Annotated in this window: 17 protein-coding genes; 13 read left to right on the top strand and 4 right to left on the bottom strand. The window is 70.2% G+C overall.

What is annotated here, in order from left to right:
* Positions 1 to 33: 33 nt before the first annotated feature.
* The gene (locus JHD63_RS03685) at positions 34 to 1,470 is read right to left on the bottom strand and encodes an aldehyde dehydrogenase (protein WP_198969305.1); all 1,437 of its coding nucleotides are present in this window, start codon (positions 1,468 to 1,470) and stop codon (positions 34 to 36) included.
* Positions 1,471 to 1,629: 159 nt separating this feature from the next.
* Between JHD63_RS03685 and JHD63_RS03680 the strand changes: the two genes are divergently transcribed.
* Both JHD63_RS03680 and JHD63_RS24740 read left to right on the top strand, forming a co-directional pair.
* Positions 1,630 to 2,322 (top strand): GntR family transcriptional regulator, encoded by a 693-nt coding sequence (locus tag JHD63_RS03680; protein ID WP_198969304.1) that lies wholly within the window; start codon positions 1,630 to 1,632, stop codon positions 2,320 to 2,322.
* Between the two features lie 377 nt (positions 2,323 to 2,699).
* Positions 2,700 to 3,497 carry an outer membrane lipoprotein gene (locus tag JHD63_RS24740; RefSeq protein WP_198969303.1) on the top strand — a complete coding sequence of 266 codons (798 nt, stop codon included), beginning with the start codon at positions 2,700 to 2,702 and terminating at the stop codon, positions 3,495 to 3,497.
* A gap of 86 nt (positions 3,498 to 3,583) precedes the next feature.
* Here the strand turns inward: JHD63_RS24740 and JHD63_RS03670 are convergent, their stop codons facing one another.
* Genes JHD63_RS03670 through JHD63_RS03660 form a run of 3 tightly spaced genes read right to left on the bottom strand, consistent with a single transcriptional unit; the run spans position 3,584 to position 6,316 of the window.
* Positions 3,584 to 4,780, bottom strand: coding sequence for an amidohydrolase family protein (locus JHD63_RS03670; RefSeq protein ID WP_198969302.1), 1,197 nt, complete (start codon positions 4,778 to 4,780; stop codon positions 3,584 to 3,586).
* Positions 4,781 to 4,817: 37 nt separating this feature from the next.
* On the bottom strand, positions 4,818 to 5,492 hold the full coding sequence (locus tag JHD63_RS03665; RefSeq protein WP_198969301.1) for a TetR/AcrR family transcriptional regulator: 675 nt from the start codon (positions 5,490 to 5,492) through the stop codon (positions 4,818 to 4,820).
* Positions 5,493 to 5,542: 50 nt separating this feature from the next.
* Entirely contained in the window at positions 5,543 to 6,316 is a 774-nt protein-coding gene (locus JHD63_RS03660; RefSeq protein WP_198969300.1) for a ferredoxin--NADP reductase, read from the bottom strand.
* A gap of 343 nt (positions 6,317 to 6,659) precedes the next feature.
* On the opposite strand from JHD63_RS03660, the gene JHD63_RS03655 reads away from it, so the two are divergent.
* The 11 genes from JHD63_RS03655 to JHD63_RS03605 all read left to right on the top strand — a co-directional run bounded on the left by JHD63_RS03655 (position 6,660) and on the right by JHD63_RS03605 (position 20,127).
* Positions 6,660 to 8,240, top strand: coding sequence for a 6-hydroxynicotinate reductase (locus JHD63_RS03655; RefSeq protein WP_198969299.1), 1,581 nt, complete (start codon positions 6,660 to 6,662; stop codon positions 8,238 to 8,240).
* A 10-nt stretch (positions 8,241 to 8,250) separates the two neighbouring features.
* Positions 8,251 to 9,141 carry a UPF0280 family protein gene (locus JHD63_RS03650; RefSeq protein ID WP_198969298.1) on the top strand — a complete coding sequence of 297 codons (891 nt, stop codon included), beginning with the start codon at positions 8,251 to 8,253 and terminating at the stop codon, positions 9,139 to 9,141.
* Between the two features lie 19 nt (positions 9,142 to 9,160).
* Positions 9,161 to 9,775, top strand: a complete 615-nt coding sequence (locus JHD63_RS03645; RefSeq protein ID WP_198969297.1) for an amino acid synthesis family protein — start codon at positions 9,161 to 9,163, stop codon at positions 9,773 to 9,775.
* Positions 9,776 to 9,802: 27 nt separating this feature from the next.
* Entirely contained in the window at positions 9,803 to 10,387 is a 585-nt protein-coding gene (locus tag JHD63_RS03640; protein ID WP_198969296.1) for an amino acid synthesis family protein, read from the top strand.
* A 57-nt stretch (positions 10,388 to 10,444) separates the two neighbouring features.
* The gene (locus tag JHD63_RS03635; RefSeq protein ID WP_198969295.1) at positions 10,445 to 11,644 is read left to right on the top strand and encodes an ABC transporter substrate-binding protein; all 1,200 of its coding nucleotides are present in this window, start codon (positions 10,445 to 10,447) and stop codon (positions 11,642 to 11,644) included.
* 148 nt (positions 11,645 to 11,792) lie between these two features.
* Positions 11,793 to 13,709, top strand: a complete 1,917-nt coding sequence (locus JHD63_RS03630) for an ABC transporter permease (protein WP_198969294.1) — start codon at positions 11,793 to 11,795, stop codon at positions 13,707 to 13,709.
* Positions 13,706 to 14,485, top strand: coding sequence for an ABC transporter ATP-binding protein (locus JHD63_RS03625; RefSeq protein WP_198969293.1), 780 nt, complete (start codon positions 13,706 to 13,708; stop codon positions 14,483 to 14,485). Before JHD63_RS03630 ends, JHD63_RS03625 begins: the two co-directional genes overlap by 4 nt.
* Positions 14,482 to 15,216, top strand: coding sequence for an ABC transporter ATP-binding protein (locus JHD63_RS03620; protein ID WP_198969292.1), 735 nt, complete (start codon positions 14,482 to 14,484; stop codon positions 15,214 to 15,216). Before JHD63_RS03625 ends, JHD63_RS03620 begins: the two co-directional genes overlap by 4 nt.
* 24 nt (positions 15,217 to 15,240) lie before the next feature.
* A complete protein-coding gene (gene pncA, locus JHD63_RS03615; RefSeq protein ID WP_198969291.1) occupies positions 15,241 to 15,960 on the top strand; it encodes a bifunctional nicotinamidase/pyrazinamidase in 720 nt (239 codons plus the stop codon).
* A 25-nt stretch (positions 15,961 to 15,985) separates the two neighbouring features.
* Positions 15,986 to 16,465: a (2Fe-2S)-binding protein gene (locus JHD63_RS03610; protein ID WP_370590385.1), complete on the top strand. Its 480-nt coding sequence runs from the start codon at positions 15,986 to 15,988 to the stop codon at positions 16,463 to 16,465.
* Positions 16,462 to 20,127 carry a molybdopterin cofactor-binding domain-containing protein gene (locus JHD63_RS03605; protein WP_198969289.1) on the top strand — a complete coding sequence of 1,222 codons (3,666 nt, stop codon included), beginning with the start codon at positions 16,462 to 16,464 and terminating at the stop codon, positions 20,125 to 20,127. The genes JHD63_RS03610 and JHD63_RS03605 overlap by 4 nt, the downstream gene beginning before the upstream one ends.
* Positions 20,128 to 20,149: the final 22 nt, after the last annotated feature.

The following is a 20,149-nucleotide window of genomic DNA, read 5'->3' as shown; positions in this document are numbered from 1 at the left end:
GGGAAAAGAAGGAGAAAACGGGGTGGCTGCGGGCTACTTGGCCACGGCCAGCGGCTGCTCGTGCAGGCCGAAGTAGATGCTCTTGACCTGGGCATAGAGCCTCAGGCCGTCGATGCCCTTCTCGCGGCCGATGCCGCTGTTCTTGAAGCCTCCGAAGGGCGTGCTGGTCACCGACTGCTTGTAGGTGTTGATCCAGACCGAGCCGGCCTCCAGCGCGCGGCCGATGCGCCAGGCGCGCTTGAAGCTCTCGGTCCAGATGCCGCAGGCCAGGCCGAAGGCCGTGCCGTTGGCCTGCGCGACGAGGTCGGCCTCGTCCTTGAAGGGCAGCGCCACCAGCACGGGGCCGAAGGCCTCTTCCTGGCAGGCATTGGCGTCGTACTTCAGGCCATCGATCACCGTCGGCAGGTAATACGCACCGTCGTCGAACTCGCCGCCCGCGGGTGCCGCGCCGCCGCACAGCACGCGGCCACCCTCGGCGCGCGCGCGCTCGACGAAGCGGGCCACGCGCTCGCGGTGGTGGAACGAGGCCAGCGGCCCCATCTCCACGCCCTCGGCATCGGGGGCCGCCACGCGCAGGCCCTTGGCGCGCGCCACCACCTCCGCCAGTACCTCGTCGTATACGCCCTGCTCGATGAACAGCCGCGAGCCGGCCACGCACGACTGCCCGGCCGAGCCGAAGATGCCGGCCACCACGGCCGCCACGGCATGCGCGCGGTCGGCGTCCGCGAACACCACATGCGGCGATTTGCCGCCAAGCTCCAGTGCCGCGGGAATCAGCCGGTCGCCCGCGACGCGTGCGATGGCGCGGCCCGACACCGTGCCGCCCGTGAAGGACACCATGCGCACGTCCGGGTGGGCCACGAGGGCTGCACCCACGTCGGCGCCGCGGCCCTGCACCACCTGCAGCAGGCCATCGGGCAATCCGGCGGCACGTGCAATGCGCGCGAGTTCGGGGCCGAGCAGGGGCGAGTCCTCCGAGGGCTTGAGGATCACCGCGTTGCCGGCGGCGAGCGCGGGCGCGACCTTGGTCGCGTCGTTCATGATCGGCGAGTTCCAGGGCGTGATCGCGGCCACCACGCCGAAGGGTTCGAGCACGGTGAACGACACGTAGTCGCCGCGTGCGGGAGTGACGTCGGTTTCCAGCGTCTCGCAGACGCCGGCGTAGTAGCGGAAGGTGCCGATGGCCGACTCCACCATGCCGCGGCATTCGCCCAGCGGCTTGCCGTTGTCCTGCATCTGCAGGCGTGCGAGGGATTCCTTCTCGGCCTGCAGGCCGTCGGCGATGGCCTGCAGCACCAGGGCGCGCTTGTGCGGCAGCAGTGACTTCCAGCCCGAATGATGGAACGCGTGCCAGGCGCGGTCCACGGCGGCGTCCAGTTCCTGCGGCGAGGTGACCGGTACGCGTGCGATCTCGGCGCCGTTGGCGGGGTTGATGCTGATGAGTTCAGGGGCGGCTTGCAACGGTGCCATGGTGTTCGCTGAGTTGATGTCGAGCGGCAGTCTAGGTAGCGGTCCCATGAAACACAACGACGGCGTTGTCGCCAATATTGGCGATAAGACTATCGATAAAGGCGTGTGCCGGCGGCCTCCGCCGCGCCCGCCGGGCGGTCTCTTGACTACCATCGCACCATGAGCAACCACCGGCTGGCCGCCTCGGACGCAGGCGCCTTCCCCCATGCCACGCTGCCCGCGCAGGTGGCCGCCGTGATCGAGGCGATCGAGATCGACATCATTCGCGGCCGCATCCTGCCGCGCAACCGCCTCATCGAGGACCATCTGATGGAGGACTACGCCGCGAAGCGCCACGTGGTGCGTGCGGCGCTGGTCGAACTGCAGCGCCTGGGCGTGGTGGTCAAGCCGCCGCACCTGGGCGCGCGCATCCGCCGCTTCGATGAGCAGAGCCTGCGCGATCTCTACCACTTCCGGACCGTGCTGCATGGCGCGGCGGTGGCCGCCATGCCCTTGCCTGTGGCGCCCGAGCGCCTGGCCGCCGTCGAGGCGGCGGCGCACGCCCACGCCGAGGCCGCCGCGACGGGCGATCTCATCACGATCCACCGCACGAACATGGCCTTCCATCGCCTGTTCTACGGCTTGAGCGACAACCCCTACATCGCGGAGTCGATCCGCCTGCACGACTGGCTGAGCTTTCCCGCACGCGCCTACGGCATCGCCGATGCCCAGGCGCTGGAGCAGGCCTGCCGCGAACACGCGGCCATGGTGGCGGCGCTGCACGCCGGCGAGCGAGCACGGCTGCACCAGCTTGCACTGGACCACATGGACCGCGCCCGGCAGCTCTACGTCGAGAAGTTCCTCATGCGCTGAGTGGGCCACGTTGCGCCCGCACTTGGCGCCGTGGCGTGGACGCTACGGCGCTGCAGCGCCTGCTGGCGCCTAATCTGTGAATTAGGGCAACACTGAACAAGTCCCTCGCGTGTCGCGCATCCCTGCCGTGGGCGGTCCGCGGCGTTGCAAATCCTCGCCATGGCGGCGGTCTGCGCCCTGCATCCCATCCCAAAGCAGGGCGCGCGCCAGCGCGGGACTCATTCCGCGTCGCCTTGGCGCTACCACGCAGCGCCCGGCGCACATGGGGCTGCACCGCTTACCGCGCTTTACAAAAGCGGTACTTCTTGGGCTCGTGGACTGTGTAGCTTCCTGACAGGGCTTCCGGCACAAGGAAGCGCATCACAGAAGGAGAGAACATGAGCACGTCCACCAGCCTCACCCCCGTGCACGGCCACGACGCCGGGGCCTCGCCGCTCAAGCCGCTCTGGATCGCCATCGGCGTCCTCGCGGCGGCGGTACTCGCGCTTGGCGGCACGCTGGTCTACCAGAATACGCGCCCTGCCGGGCCTGCAACGCAAGTCGCCGCCCTGGCTCCGGCCGAGGTGCCGGCGCCGGCCTCGTCCGCCGCCAAGGAAGAGATCGCGCGGGATCAGCCCGCCCCGCCCGCCGCTGCGCCTGCGGCTCCCCCTGCGGCTCCCGCCGCGGCCCGGGCGCCGGTGGTCACCGCTCCCCGGCCCGTGCCGGCACCGGCGCCCGCCTATGGCAGCGCCGGCGCCGCCTATCCGGAGCCGGTGCAGGCCACCCCGGTCTGCGGCATCTGCGGGCGGGTGGAATCGGTGCAGCCGGTGCAGCGGGCCGCGCCGCCCACCGGCGTGGGCGCGGTGGCCGGCGGTGTGCTCGGCGGCGTGCTGGGCAACCAGATCGGCCATGGCTCCGGCCGGGCCGCGGCCACGGTGCTGGGTGCCGTGGGCGGCGGCTTCCTGGGCAACACGGTGGAGAAGCGCACCAACACCCAGACGGCCTACCTGATCCACGTGCGCATGGAAGACGGCTCGCGCCGCACCTTCGAGCGCTCGCAGCCGGTGCCGGTGGGCGAGCCGATCACGCTGGAAGGCCGCGGCTTCCGACTGGGCCAGAGCCGCACCTATTCGAGCGACCCCTACTACCGCCAGGCCGTGCAGCCGCAGGGCACCTATGCCACCGGTTCCTACTGATTTCCAGGCAAAAAGCAGCTGTAGCCTAGGAACTACCTGGGCTGTGCGCTATATAAATAATAGCAATCCCGGCCCGGCACGGATTCTCAGTGCGCGCCCAGCACCACCGGGATCTCGGTAGCCGGTGGCGTGTTGCGGCTGCGGCCGCAGCGCACGATGCCGTCGATCATCACCATGCCCACGCCCGGGATGTCGCCGAGCCGAACGCTTTCGAGCAGGCCCGGCGCGGGCGAGTGCTGCGCGCGGTCCATGAAGACGAGGTCGGCGTCGCGGCCGGCTTCGATCAGCCCGCAGTTGAGCTTGCGGATCTTCGCGGTGTTGCCGGTGGCAAAGCAGAACACCAGCTCGGCCGGTATGTTCGCGATCGACGACAGCATGGCGATCATGCGCAGGATGCCCAGCGGCTGCACGCCCGAGCCCGCGGGCCCGTCGGTGCCCAGGATCACGCGGTGCGGGCACTTCAGTTCCAGCGCGGCCTTGGCCGCCGCGATGGCGACGCGCTCGTTGCCGTTGTGCACGATTTCGATGGCGCGCGTGCTCTTCTCGCACAGCTCGCACACGTGCGCCTCGGGCAGCGAGGTGTGGCCGCCGTTGATGTGGCCGATGACGTCGGCGTCGGCTTCGAGCACCACGTCCTTGTCGATCAGGCCCGAGCCCGGGATCGACGGGCCGCCCGTGTGGATGGTGCTCTGGATGCCGTACTTGCGCGCCCAGGCCACCATCTCCCTGGCCTCGTAGCCGGCCTTCACCGAGCCCAGGCCGACCTCGCCGAGCAGGCCCACGCCGGCCTCGGCGAGTTCCTTGAAGTCGCTCTCCACCATGCCCTTCTCGATCACCGGCGCGCCGGCCAGCACCTTCATGCCGCCGGGGCGGAAGTTGTCGAACGCGCGCTGCGCGGTGATGGCCAGCGCCTTCAGGCCCACGATGTCCTTGGGGCGGCCGGGCAGGTGCACCTCGCCGGCGGAGATCATGGTCGTCACGCCGCCGTGCAGCGTGGAGTCGATCCAGCCGATCTGGCCCTGGCGCGGCGTCCAGTCGCCGAACACCGGGTGCACGTGGCTGTCGATCAGGCCGGGCGCGACGCAGGTTGCGCGCGCGTCGATGACGGTCCTCGCGCCTTCCAGGTCGCAGTCCTTCTCCTTGCCGACCGCTACGATCAGGCCATCGTTCACCACGATAGTGTCGGCGCCGAGGATGGGCCGGTCGATGTCGCCCGACAGCAGCAGGCCGATGTTGCGGATGACGACCTTGCCCGAGGTCGCGGTGGTGGGGGCTTCTGCCATGAACGGCTCCTTGGGAATCGTGGGGAGGGGATCGGGATCAGCGCGCCGGCGCGACGGTGCGCAGCACCACGTCGACCATCACCGCGTCCCAGTGGGCAATGGCCTCCGGGCGGTCCAGTTCCTCGCCCAGGAAGGCGCTGAGCGTGTAGCGGTTGGACTGGTAGAAGTAGCCCATCGAGGCGATCAGCAGGTACAGGTCGCGCGCCTGCAGGTCGCTGCGGAACACGCCCGCGGCCGCGCCGCTGGCCAGCACCTGCGCGATCACCGAGACCGCGGGCGAGGAGTACTCGCGCGCGCGCGGCGATTTGGCGATGTGCCTGCCCTTGTGCAGGTTCTCGGTGTTGAGCAGGGTGACGAACTCGGGGTTCCTGCGGTAGTACTGGCTCACGAAGCGCACCACCGCCTTGAGCGCCTCCACCGGCGCATCGGGCCGGATGTCGAGCGCCTCCTCGGCCTCGTTCATGCGGCGGTAGATGCTCTCTATCACCTCGATGAACAGGCCTTCCTTGCTGCCGAAGTAGTAGTAGATCATGCGGTCGAAGGACTTCGCCGCCCTGGAGATCTTCTCCACGCTGCCGCCCTCGTAGCCGTAGCGCGCGAACACCTTCGTGGCCGCGCGCAGGATGTTCTCGCGCGTGGCCTGCGCCGCCAGCTCCCGCGCGCCGGTGCGGCGCGCCGAGGGGCGCTTGGCTGCTGCCTTGCGTTCTGTCATCGGCGTCCCGTCAGCGAGTCAGGAGAGAAGTCCGGCCGGAGCGCCAAGCGTCACTTCTCGGCGAAGGCCCGCTCGATGACGAAGTCGCCGGGCGTGCTGGTGTTGCCTTCCTTGAAGCCGCGCTGCTCCAGCAACTGCTTGAGGTCGGCCAGCATGTACGGGCTGCCGCACAGCATCATGCGGTCCTCGGCGGGGTTGAGCCGGGGCTGGCCCAGGTCGGCCTCGAGCTTGCCGTTTTCCAGCAGTTCGGTGATGCGGCCCATGTTGCGGTAGCTCTCGCGCGTCACCGTAGGGTAGTAGAGCAACTGGCTGCGCACGAAGTCGCCGAGGAACTCGTGGTTGGGCAGGTGCTTGGTCACCATGTCGTGGTAGGCCAGTTCGTCCACCTGGCGCACGCCGTGCACCAGGATGACCCTCTCGAACTTCTCGTACGTCTCCGGGTCGCGGATGATGGACAGGAAGGGCGCCAGGCCGGTGCCCGTGCCCAGCAGGTACAGGCGCTTGCCGGGCAGGGTGTAGTCGATCAGCAGCGTGCCGGTGGGCTTCTTGCCGACGATCACCGTGTCGCCCACCTGGATGTGCTGCAGCCGCGAGGTGAGCGGGCCGTTGTCCACCTTGATGCTGAGGAACTCCAGGTGCTCCTCGTAGTTGGCGCTGGCGATGCTGTAGGCGCGCAGCAGCGGCTTGTCGTTGACGCGCAGGCCGATCATGGTGAAGTGGCCGTTGGAGAAGCGCAGCGACGGATCGCGCGTGGTGGTGAAGGTGAACAGGCGGTCGGTCCAGTGGTGGACCGACAGGACGCGTTCTTCGTTGAAAGCACTCATGGTGATGACAGTCTGCGATTGAGGATGGAGGGACGGGGCCGGCCGCGGCGGCGCCGGCCGGTACGGGGCATGTCTCCGGTATCCATCGTGGGAGCCGCCGGCCCGCGGGCGCGGGGGCGGCCCATGATGGTAAATGCTTTGCGCCCGCGAACCCTCCCGGTGCGCCCGCAACGCCCTGCGAAGCTGCGGAAAACCACGTCTTGCGGCCCCCAATCGAATGCGCTACATTGATCCGTGAATGTAGCAAACACAACATTTTGATTAAGTGGATGCTACACACATTGCGACGGCCATTCAAGCCGCAATCGCAGCCCGCACGCCCGCCGGAAAACGAGCCCACGACATGACGGAACACACCAAGACCGACGGCCTGCCCGGCATCGACATGCCGCTGGCCGCGGCCGAGCCCGCGGCGCGCGACGTGCGCGGGGCCGGCGCCAAGGTCGAATGCAACGCCTGCCCGGTGCTGTGCCAGATCTCCGAGGGCCGCACCGGCGCCTGCGACCGCTATGCCAACCGCGGCGGCGCGCTGGTGCGGGTCGACCCCGTGGTGCTGCTGCGCCGCACGCTCGAATCCGGCGCGCCGGAGCTGGTGCCTTTCGCCACCCGCGCCGAGGCTCCCGCCGAATGGAGCGGCGACCTGCTGCGCGCCGACGAGGTGTTCGTGACCGGCGTCGGCTCCTCCACCACCTACCCGGACTACAAGCCCGCGCCCTTCATCGTCGCCTCGCAGGCGCGCGGCGTGGACATGGTCACGGTCGTGACCGAAGGCATCTTCAGCTACTGCGGCTTCAAGGTGAAGATCGACACCGACCGCTTCCTGGGCCCCGAGCAGGCCAACATCCGCTGCAAGGGCGAGGTGGTCGGGCACGTGACCACGGCCGAATACGGCTCGCAGATGCTGTCGCTCGGCGGCGTGCACCATCTCACCGGCGGCAGCAAGAAGGAAGGCCGCGTCACCGCCGAGATGATGCAGCTGCTGGGCAACAAGCGGGCGGTGGAGCTGAGCATCGACGGTGGCTCGCAGGTCGTGGTGCAGGCCGGCCGCGCGCCCATCGTCAACGGCGTGGAAGAGCAGCGCATGCGCGTGGGCTGCGGCTCGGCCACCATCGGCATCTTCGCCAAGCAGTTGCTCGGCCACGTGGACGAGGTGGTGGTGGTCGACGACCACATCACCGGCGTGCTGACCGAGCACCAGGCCGGGCGCTGCCTGGACATGCGCCGCTCCGGCATCCAGATGCGGGGCCGCAAGTCCACGCCGGGCCGCTACTTCCAGGTCGCCAATCCGGGCACCGGCTGGGGCGGCACCGACATCGCCGAGCCGCTGTCCATCATCGAGGGCTGGAACCCGGAAGTGGCCTGGCCCGGCCTGCGCCTGCTCATGACCTCCACCACCGGCGAGCACGCCAACTGGTACGTGCTGGACGAGGCGCTGCAGCCCGTCGAGCAGGCCATGCCGGCGGCGGTGCGCGCCGTGGTCGAGCGCATCGGCGAGAACTGCGAGCCCTCGCTGTCCACCGTGCTGTTCCTGGGCGGCGCCGGCGGCAGCCTGCGCGCGGGCGTGACCGACAACCCGGTGCGGCTGACCCGCGCCATCAAGCAGGCGTTGGTCAACGTCACCTGCGGCGGCGCGCCGGCCTACGTCTGGCCGGGCGGCGGCATCACGGTGATGGCCGACGTCATGCGCATGCCCGACGACAGCTTTGGCACCGTGCCCACGCCGGCCATCGTCGCGCCCATCGAGTTCAGCATGGCGCTGCAGGACTACCGCCTGCTGGGCGGCCACATGGAATACGTGCGGCCGCTGGGCGAGGTGCTGCGGCGCGGCGCCTGGCATGACGACGGCGCGCCGACCGCGCTGCGCTGGGCACGCAACGCCGCCGGCAACCCCTGGCCGCTCGGCCAGCCGCCCCTGCTCGGCTGAGGCGCGGGCGATGGCTGCGAGCCGCGCATCCCTGGCCGACGGCCGCTGGCATTTCCAGCATGGCCCGATGGACCTGGTGATCGGCGCCGAAGGGCCGCCCGCTGCCCAGGCCGCGGCGCACGAGGCCGCATGGCGGCGCTTCACGCCGCTGCTGGACGAACTGGTGGCCGAGTTGCCGGCGCTGCGCCGGCCCGTGAATGAATCCTGCCCCCTGCACGGCCGCGTGGCACGCCGCATGTGGCAGGCCTGCGCGCCGCACCGCGCGGGCTTCATCACGCCCATGGCCGCCGTGGCGGGTGCCGTGGCCGACGAGGTCATCGCCTGCTACCGGCAGCCCGGGATCGTGCGCGCCTGGGTCAACAATGGCGGCGACATCGCGCTGCACCTGGCACCGGGCGCCGCGGTGCGGGTGGGGCTCTATGCCGACGTCGCGCGCTTCGACCCGGCCGACGCCGTCCGTGACGGCCTGCGCACCGATGGGCGCTTCGACGTGCAGGCCGCGATGCCGGTGCGCGGCATCGCCACCAGCGGCTGGCGCGGGCGCAGCTTCTCGCTGGGCATTGCCGACAGCGTGACCGTGCTGGCAGCCACGGCGGCCGACGCCGACGCATGCGCCACCGTCATCGCCAACGCCGTGAACCTGGATGACGCCCGCATCCGGCGCCGCCCCGCCATGGAACTGAAGGACGACAGCGACCTGGGCCTGCTGCCGGTCACGGTCGACGTGCCGCCGCTGGGTCCCGCGGCCGTGCGCCATGCCCTCGGTGCGGGCCTGCGCGTCGCGTGCCGCCTGCAGGAAGAAGGCCGCATCTGGGCCGCGGCGCTGGTGTGCCAGGGGCAACTGGCGCTCGCGCAGAATCCGCAGTGGGCGACGCGGCAGGTTGGTTCAGTATTTGCTTAACGAATCGAAGGATCCCCGCATGATCGAGATACGACGCACCTTCACCCACGTGGAAGACATCCACCACGAGTTCGGCCCGCCGCCGGCAGAGCCGCTGCGGCGCGGCGCCATCGCTGCGGTGCTGGCCAACCCGTACGCGGGCCGCTACGTGCAGGACATCCTGCCCATGATGGAGGCGCTGCATCCGGTCGGCCTCGCCTTGGCGCGCCAGTTGCTGGCGGCCATGGAGGTGCCGGCCGAGCGCATCGCCACCTACGGCAAGGGCGCCATCGTGGGCGCCGCCGGCGAGCTGGAACATGGCGCGCTGTGGCATGTGCCGGGGGGCTATGCGATGCGCGAACTGCTCGGCTGGACGGGCGGGCATGCGGGCAAGGGCCAGCCCGGCAATGCGCTGTCCATCGTGCCCTCCACCAAGAAGGTCGGCCCGCCCGGTGCCGCGCTGGACGTGCCGCTGACCAACATCAACGCCAGCTACGTGCGCGGCCAGTTCGATGCGATCGAGGTGCGCGTGCCGGGCGCGCCGGCGTCCGACGAGATCGTGTTCATCCTCGCCATGACCACCGGCTACCGTGTGCACGATCGCGTGGGCGGTTTGCGTGCCGAGAACATCGCCCAGTGGGATGGCCTTCGCTAACCCGAACCCAAGGAGACAAGGAAAACCATGAGCGCCAAGATCCGCAAGATCGTCGTCCAGGTGGACGAAACCCGCATCGAGATGGGGCAGCCCGTCCACCCGTCCACGCGCCGTGCGCTGGCCATGGCCGTCATCGCCAATCCCTACGCCGGCCGCTACGCAGAGAACCTCGACGAGCTGATCGCCATCGGCGAGGAACTCGGCGGCCTGCTGGGGCAGAAGTGCGTGCAGGCGCTGGGCATCGCGCCCGGCGCGGCGCAGAGCTACGGCAAGGCTGCCATCGTGGGCGAGGCCGGCGAGCTGGAGCATGCCGCGGCCATCCTGCATCCGAAACTCGGCGCACCGTTGCGCCAGGCGGTGGAGAAGGGCGCGGCGCTGGTGCCCTCGAGCAAGAAGCGTGGCGGCCTGGGCACGGCCATCGACGTGCCGCTGGGCCACAAGGACGCGGCCTTCGTGCGCAGCCACTTCGACGCCATGGAGGCCCGCGTCGCCGATGCGCCGCGCGCCAACGAGATCGTGGTGGCCGTGGTGGTGACCGACAGCGGCCGGCCGCTGCCGCGCGTCGGCGGCCTGCAGGCCCAGGAGATCCACGGCACCGACGGCCTGCGCTGATGCGCGCACACTCTCTCTGTTTTTCTTTCCCGACCCCTCACTCCCAAGGAGTTCCCCATGAAGACGAAGTTGCACCTCGGCGCCGCGCTCGCCGCCGGCATGGCCTTCTCTGTCGCCGCGCAGGCGCAGGGCACGATCAAGATCGGCGAGATCAACAGCTACAAGGCGCAGCCTGCATTCCTCGAGCCCTACAAGAAGGGCATGGAGCTGGCGGTGGAGGAGATCAACGCGGCCGGCGGCGTCAACGGCAAGAAGTTCGAGCTGATCACGCGCGACGACAATGCAAATCCCGGCGACGCGGTGCGCATGGCCGAGGAACTGATCTCGCGCGAGCAGGTCGACGTGCTGACCGGCTCCTTCCTCTCCAACACCGGCCTGGCGCTGACCGACTTCGCCAAGCAGAAGAAGTTCTTCTACCTGGCAGGCGAGCCGCTGACCGACAAGATCGTCTGGCAGAACGGCAACAAATACACCTACCGCCTGCGCCCCTCCACCTACATGCAGGTGGCCATGCTGGTGCCCGAGGCGGCCAAGCTCAAGAAGAAGCGCTGGGCGCTGGTCTACCCCAATTACGAGTACGGCCAGTCCTCGGTCGCCACCTTCAAGAAGCTGCTGAAGGAGGCGCAGCCCGATGTCGAATTCGTCGCCGAACAGGCGCCGCCGCTCGGCAAGGTCGATGCCGGCAGCGTGGTGCAGGCGCTGGCCGACGCCAAGCCGGACGCGATCTTCAACGTGCTGTTCGCCGCCGACCTCTCCAAGTTCGTGCGCGAAGGCAACACCCGCGGCCTGTTCAAGGACCGCGCCGTGGTCAGCGTGCTGACCGGCGAGCCCGAGTACCTCGACCCGCTGAAGGACGAGTCGCCCAATGGCTGGATCGTCACCGGCTATCCGTGGAGCAGCCTGCAGACGCCCGAGCACAAGGCCTTCCGGAGCGCCTATGAAGCCAAGTTCAAGGACTATCCGCGCCTGGGCTCGGTGGTCGGCTACAGCGCCATCAGATCGCTGGCCGCGGGCATCGCGAAGGCCGGCAGCACCGACACCGAGAAGCTCGTGGCGGCCTTCAGGGGCCTGCCGGTGGACACACCCTTCGGCAGGATCACCTACCGCGTGCAGGACAACCAGTCCACCATGGGCGCCTACGTCGGCAAGACCCGCAACGAGGGCGGCAAGGGCGTGATGGTGGACTACGTCTACCTCGACGGCGGCAGGTTCCAGCCTTCCGACGAAGAAGTGAGAAAACTGCGCCCTGCTGATTGAGCAGACACCGAATCAACACTTTTACTGCGAGGCGCTCCATTCCAGGAGTACCGCGGAGCGGGCTTCGCCGGGCCGCCGGTACTGCCCCCGGTAGGGGGTGGGCGGCCACACGCAGTGGGCAAGCCTGGGGGCGAGCAAAGGATTCTTGATGAGTTTGTCTGGTTTTGTCGTGCAGTTGCTCAATGGCTTGGCCGGGGCGTCCTCGCTGTTTCTGGTGGCGGCCGGGCTGTCGCTGATCTTCGGGGTGACGCGCATCGTCAACTTCGCCCACGGCTCGTTCTACATGGTGGGCATCTACGTGGCCTACACGCTGGTGGGCCTGCTCTCCAACGTGATGGGGCCGGTGGGCTTCTGGCCGGCGCTGCTGCTGGCGGCGGTGGCGGTGGGCGTGCTGGGCGCGGTGATCGAGATGACCCTGCTGCGCCGCATCTACAAGGCGCCCGAGCTGTTCCAGTTGCTGGCCACGTTCGCGCTGGTGCTGGTCATCAAGGACGCGGTGCTGTGGCTCTGGGGTCCTGAAGAACTGCTGGGCCCGCGCGCGCCCGGCCTCAAGGGCTCCATCGAGATCCTGGGGCGGCAGTTTCCGTCCTATGACCTGTTCCTGATCGTCGTCGGCCCCATCGTGCTGGGCCTGCTCTGGCTGCTGCTGACGCGCACGCGCTGGGGCACGCTGGTGCGCGCCGCCACGCAGGACCGCGAGATGGTCAGCGCCCTGGGCGTGAACCAGGCCTGGCTGTTCACGGCCGTGTTCGCGCTGGGCGCGCTGCTGGCCGGCCTGGGCGGCGCGCTGCAACTGCCGCGCGAGCCCGCCAACCTGGAGCTGGACCTCACCACCATCGGCGCGGCCTTCGTGGTGGTGGTGGTGGGCGGCATGGGCTCTATCCCCGGCGCCTATGCCGCCGCCCTGCTGATCGCCGAGATCAAGGCGGTCTGCATCTGGCTCGGCGTGGTGGAGCTGTTCGGCCTCAGCGTCTCGTTTTCCAATCTCACCCTGGTGGTCGAGTTCCTGGTGATGGCCGTGGTGCTGGTGTGGCGTCCGTGGGGGCTGTTCGGCCGGCCGCAGGCGCCCAGCCGGCACCTGGGCCTGCAGGAAGAACCCCTGCGGCCACCCAGTCGCAGCTACCTGCTGGCCGTAGCCGCATTCGCCGCGGTGCTGGTGGCGCTGCCCTGGCTGGCGGCGGGCTCGCCCTACACCATGGTGCTGGCGACCGACCTGATGGTGGCGGCGCTGTTCGCGGTCAGCCTGCACTTCATCATGGGCCCGGCGGGCATGCACTCCTTCGGCCACGCGGCCTATTTCGGCCTGGGCGCCTATGGTGCGGCGCTGCTGGTGCGCGCGGCCGGCCTGCCGATGGAGGCGGCTCTGATCGCCGCGCCCCTGGTGGCGGCACTGGGCGCGCTGGTGTTCGGCTGGTTCGCGGTGCGGCTGTCGGGCGTGTACCTGGCCATGCTGACCCTGGCCTTCGCCCAGATCGCTTGGGCCGTCACCTACCAGTGGGACGGCTTCACCGGCGGCAGCAACGGCCTGACCGGCGTCTGGCCCGCCTCCTGGCTCGCCGACAAGAATGCCTACTACGGGCTCACGCTGGTGCTGGTGGGCGCAGGCATCCTGCTGCTGCGCCGGGTGCTGTTCTCGCCGTTCGGCTACGCGATGCGCGCAGGCCGCGATTCGCCGCTGCGCGCCGACGCCATCGGCATCGACGTCAAGCGCATGCAGTGGGTGGCCTTCATCATCGCGGGCACGGTGGCCGGACTGGCCGGCGCGCTGTACGCGTTCTCCAAGGGCAGCATCTCGCCCGAGGCGCTGTCGGTGACCCGTTCGGTCGATGGCCTGGTGATGGTGCTGCTGGGCGGCCTGCAGACGCTGGCCGGCCCGGTGGTGGGGGCCGTCACCTTCACCTGGCTGCACGACACGGTGGCGCGCAACACCGATTACTGGCGTGCCACGCTGGGCGGCATCATCCTGCTGCTGGTGCTGCTGTTCCCGCAGGGCATTGCCGGCGCGGCCGGGCAGTTCTCCGCGTGGTGGCGCGGCAAGCGCGGCAACCAGGAGGCGCAGGCATGAGCAAGCTGCTGCAGGTCCGCGGGCTGGGCAAGTCCTTCGGCGGCGTGAAGGCGGTCGACGGCATCGACTTCACCCTGGCCAAGGGCGAGCTGCTGGCCCTGATCGGCCCCAACGGCGCCGGCAAGTCCACCACCTTCAACATGGTCAACGGCCAGTTGCCGGCCGACCGCGGCTCCATCCTGCTCGAAGGACAGGAGCTGATCGACCGCAAGCCGCGCGCCATCTGGCGCATGGGCGTGGGCCGCACCTTCCAGATCGCCGAGACCTTTGCCTCGCTCACGGTGGTGGAGAACGTGCAGATGGCGCTGCTGTCGCACGACGGCAGGCTGTTCTCGATGTGGCGGCGCGCAGCCGACCACAAGCGCGGCGAAGCCCTGGCCTTGCTGGAGCAGGTCGGCATGAAGTCCCAGGCCGAGCGGCCCTGCAGCGTGCTCGCCTATGGCGACGTCAAGCGCGTGGAGCTGGCGATTGCCATGGCCAACAGCCCGAAGCTGCTGCTGATGGACGAGCCCACTGCCGGCATGGCGCCCCAGGAGCGCAACTCGCTCATGGCGCTGACCAAGCAGCTGGTGGTCGACCGCGGCATGGCCGTGCTCTTCACCGAGCACAGCATGGACGTGGTGTTCGCCTATGCCGACCGCATGATCGTGCTCGCGCGCGGACGGCTGATCGCCGAGGGCAGGCCGCTGGAGATCCGCGACCACCCGAAGGTGCAGGAGGTGTACTTCGGCAGCGGCAGGACCTTCGAGAAGAAAGAGAAAGCGGTGAGCGCATGAGCACCTCCGAACTCCTGCTGCAAGCCAAGTCCCTGTGCGCCTGGTACGGCGCGGCGCAGATCCTCTACGACGTGGACCTGCAGGTGCGCCGCGGCGAGGTGGTGGCGCTGATGGGCCGCAACGGCGCGGGCAAGTCCACCACGCTCAAGGCGCTGATGGGCATGCTGGCCAAGCGGCGCGGTCGCATTGCCTTCCGAGGGCAGGACATCTCCCGGACCGAGCCGCACCATGCGGCGCGCCTGGGCCTGGGCTTCGTTCCGGAAGACCGGCGCGTGTTCACCGACCTGTCGGTGCTCGAGAACCTGGAGGTGGGCCGCCAGCCCGCGCGCCGGTGGGACGACGGCAGCGGCGCGCCCGTATGGACGCCGGCGCGCCTGTTCAAGCTCTTCCCCAACCTGGGGGAAATGCCCGAGCGCCCCGGCGGCCGCATGAGCGGCGGCGAGCAGCAGATGCTCACCGTGGCCCGCACGCTCATGGGCAACCCCTACCTGGTGCTGCTGGACGAGCCCTCCGAAGGCGTGGCGCCGGTGATCGTCGAGCAGATGGCGCACATGATCCTGGAGCTGAAGAGCCAGGGCGTGAGCATCCTGCTGTCCGAGCAGAACATGCACTTCGCCGAACTGGTGTCCGACCGCGCCTACGTGCTCGAAAAGGGCCAGATCCGCTACCAGGCCTCGATGGAGGATCTGGCGGCCAATGAAGAGGTTCGCAGAGCCTATCTGAGCGTTTGATTTCCCAACCCCAGGAGCCTTGCCATGACCGTGCTTTCGCGCCGAAGCCTTCTCCAGTCCGCAGCCGCCGCAGGCCTTGCCGCGCAGGCACTGCCCTTGCGGGCCAAGCCGCTCAAGCCCAGCGCCCGGGCCGCGCTGCTCGTGATCGACGTGCAGAACTGCTTCGTCGAGGGCGGCACGCTGCCGGTGAAGAGTGGCGCCGAGGTGGTGCCCATCATCAACAAGCTCTCCACCGCCTTCGCCAACATCGTCCTCACGCAGGACTGGCACACGGCGGGCCACGCCTCCTTTGCCAGCAGCTACCCCGGCAAGAAGCCCTTCGAGACCACCAAGCTCAAGTACGGCCAGCAGGTGCTGTGGCCCGACCACTGCGTACAGGGCACGGACGACGCTGCGCTGCGCGGCGACCTGAAGCTGCCCACGGCCCAGCTCATCGTGCGCAAGGGTTTCCACCAGGACGTGGACAGCTACTCGGCCTTCGAGGAGGCCGACCGCAAGACGCGCACCGGCCTGGCGGGCTACCTGAAGGAGCGCGGCATCCGCACCGTCTACCTCACCGGGCTGGCCACCGACTTCTGCGTCGCCTGGACCGCGCTCGACGCGCGCAAGCTCGGCTTCAACGTCTATGTGATCGAGGACGCCACGCGCGCCATCGACCTGAACGGCTCGCTCGCCGCGGCCTGGAAGAAGATGAAGGCCGCGGGCGTCAAGCGCATCCAGTCGGCGGACATCGTCACGGCCTGACCGAGAAGGCGTGAACGCAGCCGGCATTTCCCTCACCGTCAACCGCTGCTCCTGCACCGTGCTCGGCGGCACCGGCGCCACGCTGCTGCAGGTGCTGCGCAATGACCTGGGCCTGAACGGCCCGAAGTACGGGTGCGGCCTGGGGCAGTGCGGCGCCTGCACGGTGCTGGTGGACGGGGTGGCTGCGCGGGCCTGCGTGATTCCCGCGCAAGAGGTGGCGGGCCGCAGCATCACCACGCTGGAAGGGCTGGGCTCGCCGCATGCCTTGCACCCGGTGCAGCAGGGCTTCGTCGACGCGCAGGCCGCGCAGTGCGGCTACTGCCTCAACGGCATGGTGATGATGGCCGCGGCCCTGCTGGCGCGCGAGCCGGACCCGAGCGAGGCGCGCATCCGCGCGGAGCTGTCGGGCAACCTGTGCCGCTGCGGCACCCATGTGGAGATCGTGTGCGCGGTGCGGCGCGCGGCGGTCCTGTTGCGCGAACAACGTGCGGAGGGGGGCCGGTGAGCCGCCGCGCCGATGCACCGCTGACGCGGGCGGATTTCCACGCGGCAGCCGGCGTGCTGCTGGTGGTGCGCGATCCTCCGCCCGCGCCGCCGCCGGCCCAGGGCCAGCCGGCGCTGGTGGCGGGCAACCCGGAGGAGGGCGTGGAGATCCTGCTCGCGGTCTGGGACGACGGCAGCGCCACCGCGCTCAACGGCCATGTGGACCTGGGCACCGGCATCCGCACCGCTCTTGCCCAGATCGCGGCCGATGAGCTGGACCTGCCGATGGAGCGGCTGCACATGGTGCTGGGCGATACCGCGCGCGCGCCCAACCAGGGCGCGACCATCGCCAGCGCCTCGATCCAGATCCATGCCCAGCCGCTGCGGCTGGCGGCGGCGCAGGCGCGCGGCTGGCTCGTCGCGCGCGCGGCCGAGCATCTGCAGGTGCCTTTGGAAGCGCTGGAAACCCGCGACGGCTGGGTGCGCCTGAAGGCCGATCCGGCACGCCGCATCGCCTATGACGCGCTCGTCGCCGGCCGCCACGTCGAACTGCATCTGGATCCCGCCACGCCGGTCAAGAGCGCCGCCGACTACCGGCTGGTGGGCACGCGCCAGCCGCGCGTGGACATCCCGGCCAAGGTCTCCGGCGAACCGGTCTTCGTGCACGACATGCGCCTGCCCGGCATGCTGCATGGCCGCGTGCTGCGGCCGCCCTATGCGGGCGCGGACCATGGCGACTTCATCGGCAACACGCTGGAGGCGGTGGAAGACTCCTCCATCGCGCACATTCCCGGCATCCGCGCCGTGGTGGTGATACGCGACTTCGTCGGCATCGTCGCCGAGCGCGAGGAGCATGCCGAGCAGGCGCTGCGGGAACTGCGGGTGCGCTGGAAGCCCTTGCCCGGCATGCCCGACCTGTCGGACCTGGAACACGCGCTGCGCAGCAATCCCGCCACGCACCGTCAGTTGATCGACGAAGGCAACGTCGATGCCGCGCTGGCCGGCGCCGCGCAGCCCATGCCGCGCACCTACGTCTGGCCTTACCAACTGCATGCCTCCATCGGCCCCTCCTGCGCCGTGGCCCACTGGCAGGGCGAGCGCATGCGCGTCTGGGCCGGCACGCAGAACCCGCACGTGCTGCGGCTGGACCTGGCGCGGCTCATGGACCTGCCCGAAGCAGCCATCGACCTGGTCCGCATGGAGGCCGCCGGCTGCTACGGCCGCAACTGCGCCGACGACGTGGCCGCCGACGCGGCGCTGCTCTCGCGCGCGGTGGGCGCGCCGGTGCGGGTGCAGCTCACGCGCGAGCAGGAGCACCTGTGGGAGCCCAAGGGCGCGGCGCAGCTGATGCAGGTGCGCGGCGGCCTCAACGCCGACGGCACCGTGGCGGCCTACGACTTCGAGAGCAGCTACCCGTCCAACGGCGCGCCCACGCTGGCGCTGCTGCTGACCCGCACCATCGAGCCGCTGGCCCAGGCCTACGAGATGGGCGACCGCACCGCGCGCCCGCCCTACGCCTACGACAACCTGCGCGTGGCGGTGAACGACATGCCGCCGATCGTGCGCGCCTCGTGGCTGCGCGGCGTCTCGGCCCTGCCCAGCTCCTTCGCGCACGAGAGCTACATCGACGAGCTGGCGACCGCCGCGGGCGTGGACCCTGTCGAGTTCCGCCTGCGCCACCTGCAGGACCCGCGCGCGGCCGAGCTGGTGCAGGCCACGGCCGGGAAGGCCGGCTGGCGGCCGCACACGCAGCCGCAGCAGCAGGCGGCCGAGGGCGACTTCCTGCGCGGCCAGGGCTTTGCCTACGCCCGCTACATCCACAGCAAATGGCCCGGCTTTGGCGCGGCCTGGGCGGCCTGGGTGGCCGACGTGGACGTGAACCGCAAGACCGGCGAGGTCCACGTGCGCCGCGTCGTCGTCGGCCACGACGCCGGCATGATGGTCAACCCCGCGGGCGTGGAGCACCAGATCCACGGCAACGTGCTGCAGACCACCAGCCGCGCGCTGAAGGAGAAGGTCGACTTCGCGCCGCGCGGCGCGCCGCATCCGGGCGCGGTCGACACGCGCGAATGGGGCAGCTACCCGATCCTGAGCTTTCGCGAAGTACCGGTGATCGAGGTCCTGCACATGCCGCGCCAGGGCGAGGCGCCGCTGGGCGCGGGCGAGTCGTCCTCCTTGCCCGGCACCGCCGCCATCGCCAATGCGATCTTCGACGCGACCGGCGTGCGCTTTCGCAACCCGCCGTTCACGCCGGAAGTGGTGCGCGCCGCGCTGTCTTCACTCCCGGAGGGCGGGGGTGAGGGCGCGCAGCGCCCGCAAGAGGCGCTGCTGCCCCCATCCCCGCCCTCCCCCACGGGAGAAAGGGGCGAACTGCCGCGCACCGCACTCTGGCCGCGCCGTGGTGGATGGACGCGCGGTGGTGCGCTGGTGGCGGGAGTCATCGGCATGGGCGCCGCGCTGCTGGGCTGGCGCCCTGCCATCGCGCCGGTCGCGCCCGCTGCGCCCGGCAGCGCGCCGGTCTACACCCCGGCCACCATCGAGCGCGGCCGCGTATTGGCCGCCCTGGGCGACTGCGCGGTCTGCCATACCGCGCCCGGCGGCGCGCCCAACGCCGGGGGCCGCGCCATGCAGACGCCGTTCGGCACGCTCTACACCACCAACCTCACGCCGGATGCGGAGACCGGCATCGGCACCTGGTCCTTCAGCGCCTTCCAGCGCGCCATGCGCGAAGGCCTCTCGCGCGACGGCCGCCACCTGTACCCGGCCTTCCCGTACACCGCCTTCGCCAAGACCAGCGACGAGGACCTGACCGCGCTCTATGCCTACCTGATGAGCCAGCCCGCGGTGCGCGCGCCAACGCCCGAGCAGGAGTTGCGCTTCCCCTTCAGCCTGCGCCCGCTCATGGCCGGCTGGAACGCGCTGTTCCACGACGTTGCGCCCTACCGCGCCAATCCGGCACAGTCCGCCGAATGGAACCGCGGCGCCTACCTGGTCCAGGGCCTGGGCCACTGCGGCGCCTGCCACACGCCGCGCAACGCGCTGGGCGCGGAGAAGAGCGGCAAAGCGTATTTGGCCGGGGCCATGGTCGATGGCTGGGAGGCGCCGCCGCTCACCGCCTTGTCGCAAGCGCCCGTGCCGTGGAGCGCCGATGCTCTGTACCAGTACCTGCGCACCGGCCACAGCGCCGAGCACGGCGCGGCCGGCGGCCCGATGGGGCCGGTGGTGCGCGAGCTGCGGCAATTGCCCGACGCCGACATCCGCGCCATGGCGGCCTACCTCGCGTCCTTCAATGCCACCGCCGGCGTGCCGGCCGCGCGGATCGTGGCCGATGCCGCCGCGCGCGCACCGCTGCCCGGCGCCGGCCAGCGCATGTTCCAGGCTGCCTGCGCCGCCTGCCACCACGACGGCGACGGCCCGAAGCTGCTCGGCGCCAACGTGCCGCTGGCGCTCAGCAGCAAGCTGCACAGCGCCAACCCCGACAACCTGCTGCGCACCGTGCTCGACGGCGTGCAGCAGCCGGCCACGCCCGGCATCGGTTTCATGGCGCCCTTCCGCGACGCGCTGAACGACCGCCAGATCGCCGAGCTGTCAGCCTACATGCGCGCGCGCTTCGCGCCGGGCAAGCCGGCGTGGGAGGGGCTGGAGGCTGCGGTGGAGCGCACGCGGCGTTTGCCGCAGCATTGAGCGTTCGGGAGTCTTGATTCGA

Origin of the sequence: Xylophilus sp. ASV27 (assembly GCF_016428875.1) — a bacterium.
Taxonomy (GTDB): Bacteria; Pseudomonadota; Gammaproteobacteria; order Burkholderiales; family Burkholderiaceae_C; genus Xylophilus.
This window is presented reverse-complemented; position numbering and strand designations above follow the sequence as displayed.

Bases quoted from the DNA above. Each gene is read 5' to 3' on its own strand.
- JHD63_RS03685 (WP_198969305.1), bottom strand. From the start codon at position 1,470: ATGGCACCGTTGCAAGCCGCCCCTGAACTCATCAGCATCAACCCCGCC.
- JHD63_RS03680 (WP_198969304.1), top strand. From the start codon at position 1,630: ATGAGCAACCACCGGCTGGCCGCCTCGGACGCAGGCGCCTTCCCCCAT.
- JHD63_RS24740 (WP_198969303.1), top strand. From the start codon at position 2,700: ATGAGCACGTCCACCAGCCTCACCCCCGTGCACGGCCACGACGCCGGG.
- JHD63_RS03670 (WP_198969302.1), bottom strand. From the start codon at position 4,780: ATGGCAGAAGCCCCCACCACCGCGACCTCGGGCAAGGTCGTCATCCGC.
- JHD63_RS03665 (WP_198969301.1), bottom strand. From the start codon at position 5,492: ATGACAGAACGCAAGGCAGCAGCCAAGCGCCCCTCGGCGCGCCGCACC.
- JHD63_RS03660 (WP_198969300.1), bottom strand. From the start codon at position 6,316: ATGAGTGCTTTCAACGAAGAACGCGTCCTGTCGGTCCACCACTGGACC.
- JHD63_RS03655 (WP_198969299.1), top strand. From the start codon at position 6,660: ATGACGGAACACACCAAGACCGACGGCCTGCCCGGCATCGACATGCCG.
- JHD63_RS03650 (WP_198969298.1), top strand. From the start codon at position 8,251: ATGGCTGCGAGCCGCGCATCCCTGGCCGACGGCCGCTGGCATTTCCAG.
- JHD63_RS03645 (WP_198969297.1), top strand. From the start codon at position 9,161: ATGATCGAGATACGACGCACCTTCACCCACGTGGAAGACATCCACCAC.
- JHD63_RS03640 (WP_198969296.1), top strand. From the start codon at position 9,803: ATGAGCGCCAAGATCCGCAAGATCGTCGTCCAGGTGGACGAAACCCGC.
- JHD63_RS03635 (WP_198969295.1), top strand. From the start codon at position 10,445: ATGAAGACGAAGTTGCACCTCGGCGCCGCGCTCGCCGCCGGCATGGCC.
- JHD63_RS03630 (WP_198969294.1), top strand. From the start codon at position 11,793: ATGAGTTTGTCTGGTTTTGTCGTGCAGTTGCTCAATGGCTTGGCCGGG.
- JHD63_RS03625 (WP_198969293.1), top strand. From the start codon at position 13,706: ATGAGCAAGCTGCTGCAGGTCCGCGGGCTGGGCAAGTCCTTCGGCGGC.
- JHD63_RS03620 (WP_198969292.1), top strand. From the start codon at position 14,482: ATGAGCACCTCCGAACTCCTGCTGCAAGCCAAGTCCCTGTGCGCCTGG.
- pncA (WP_198969291.1), top strand. From the start codon at position 15,241: ATGACCGTGCTTTCGCGCCGAAGCCTTCTCCAGTCCGCAGCCGCCGCA.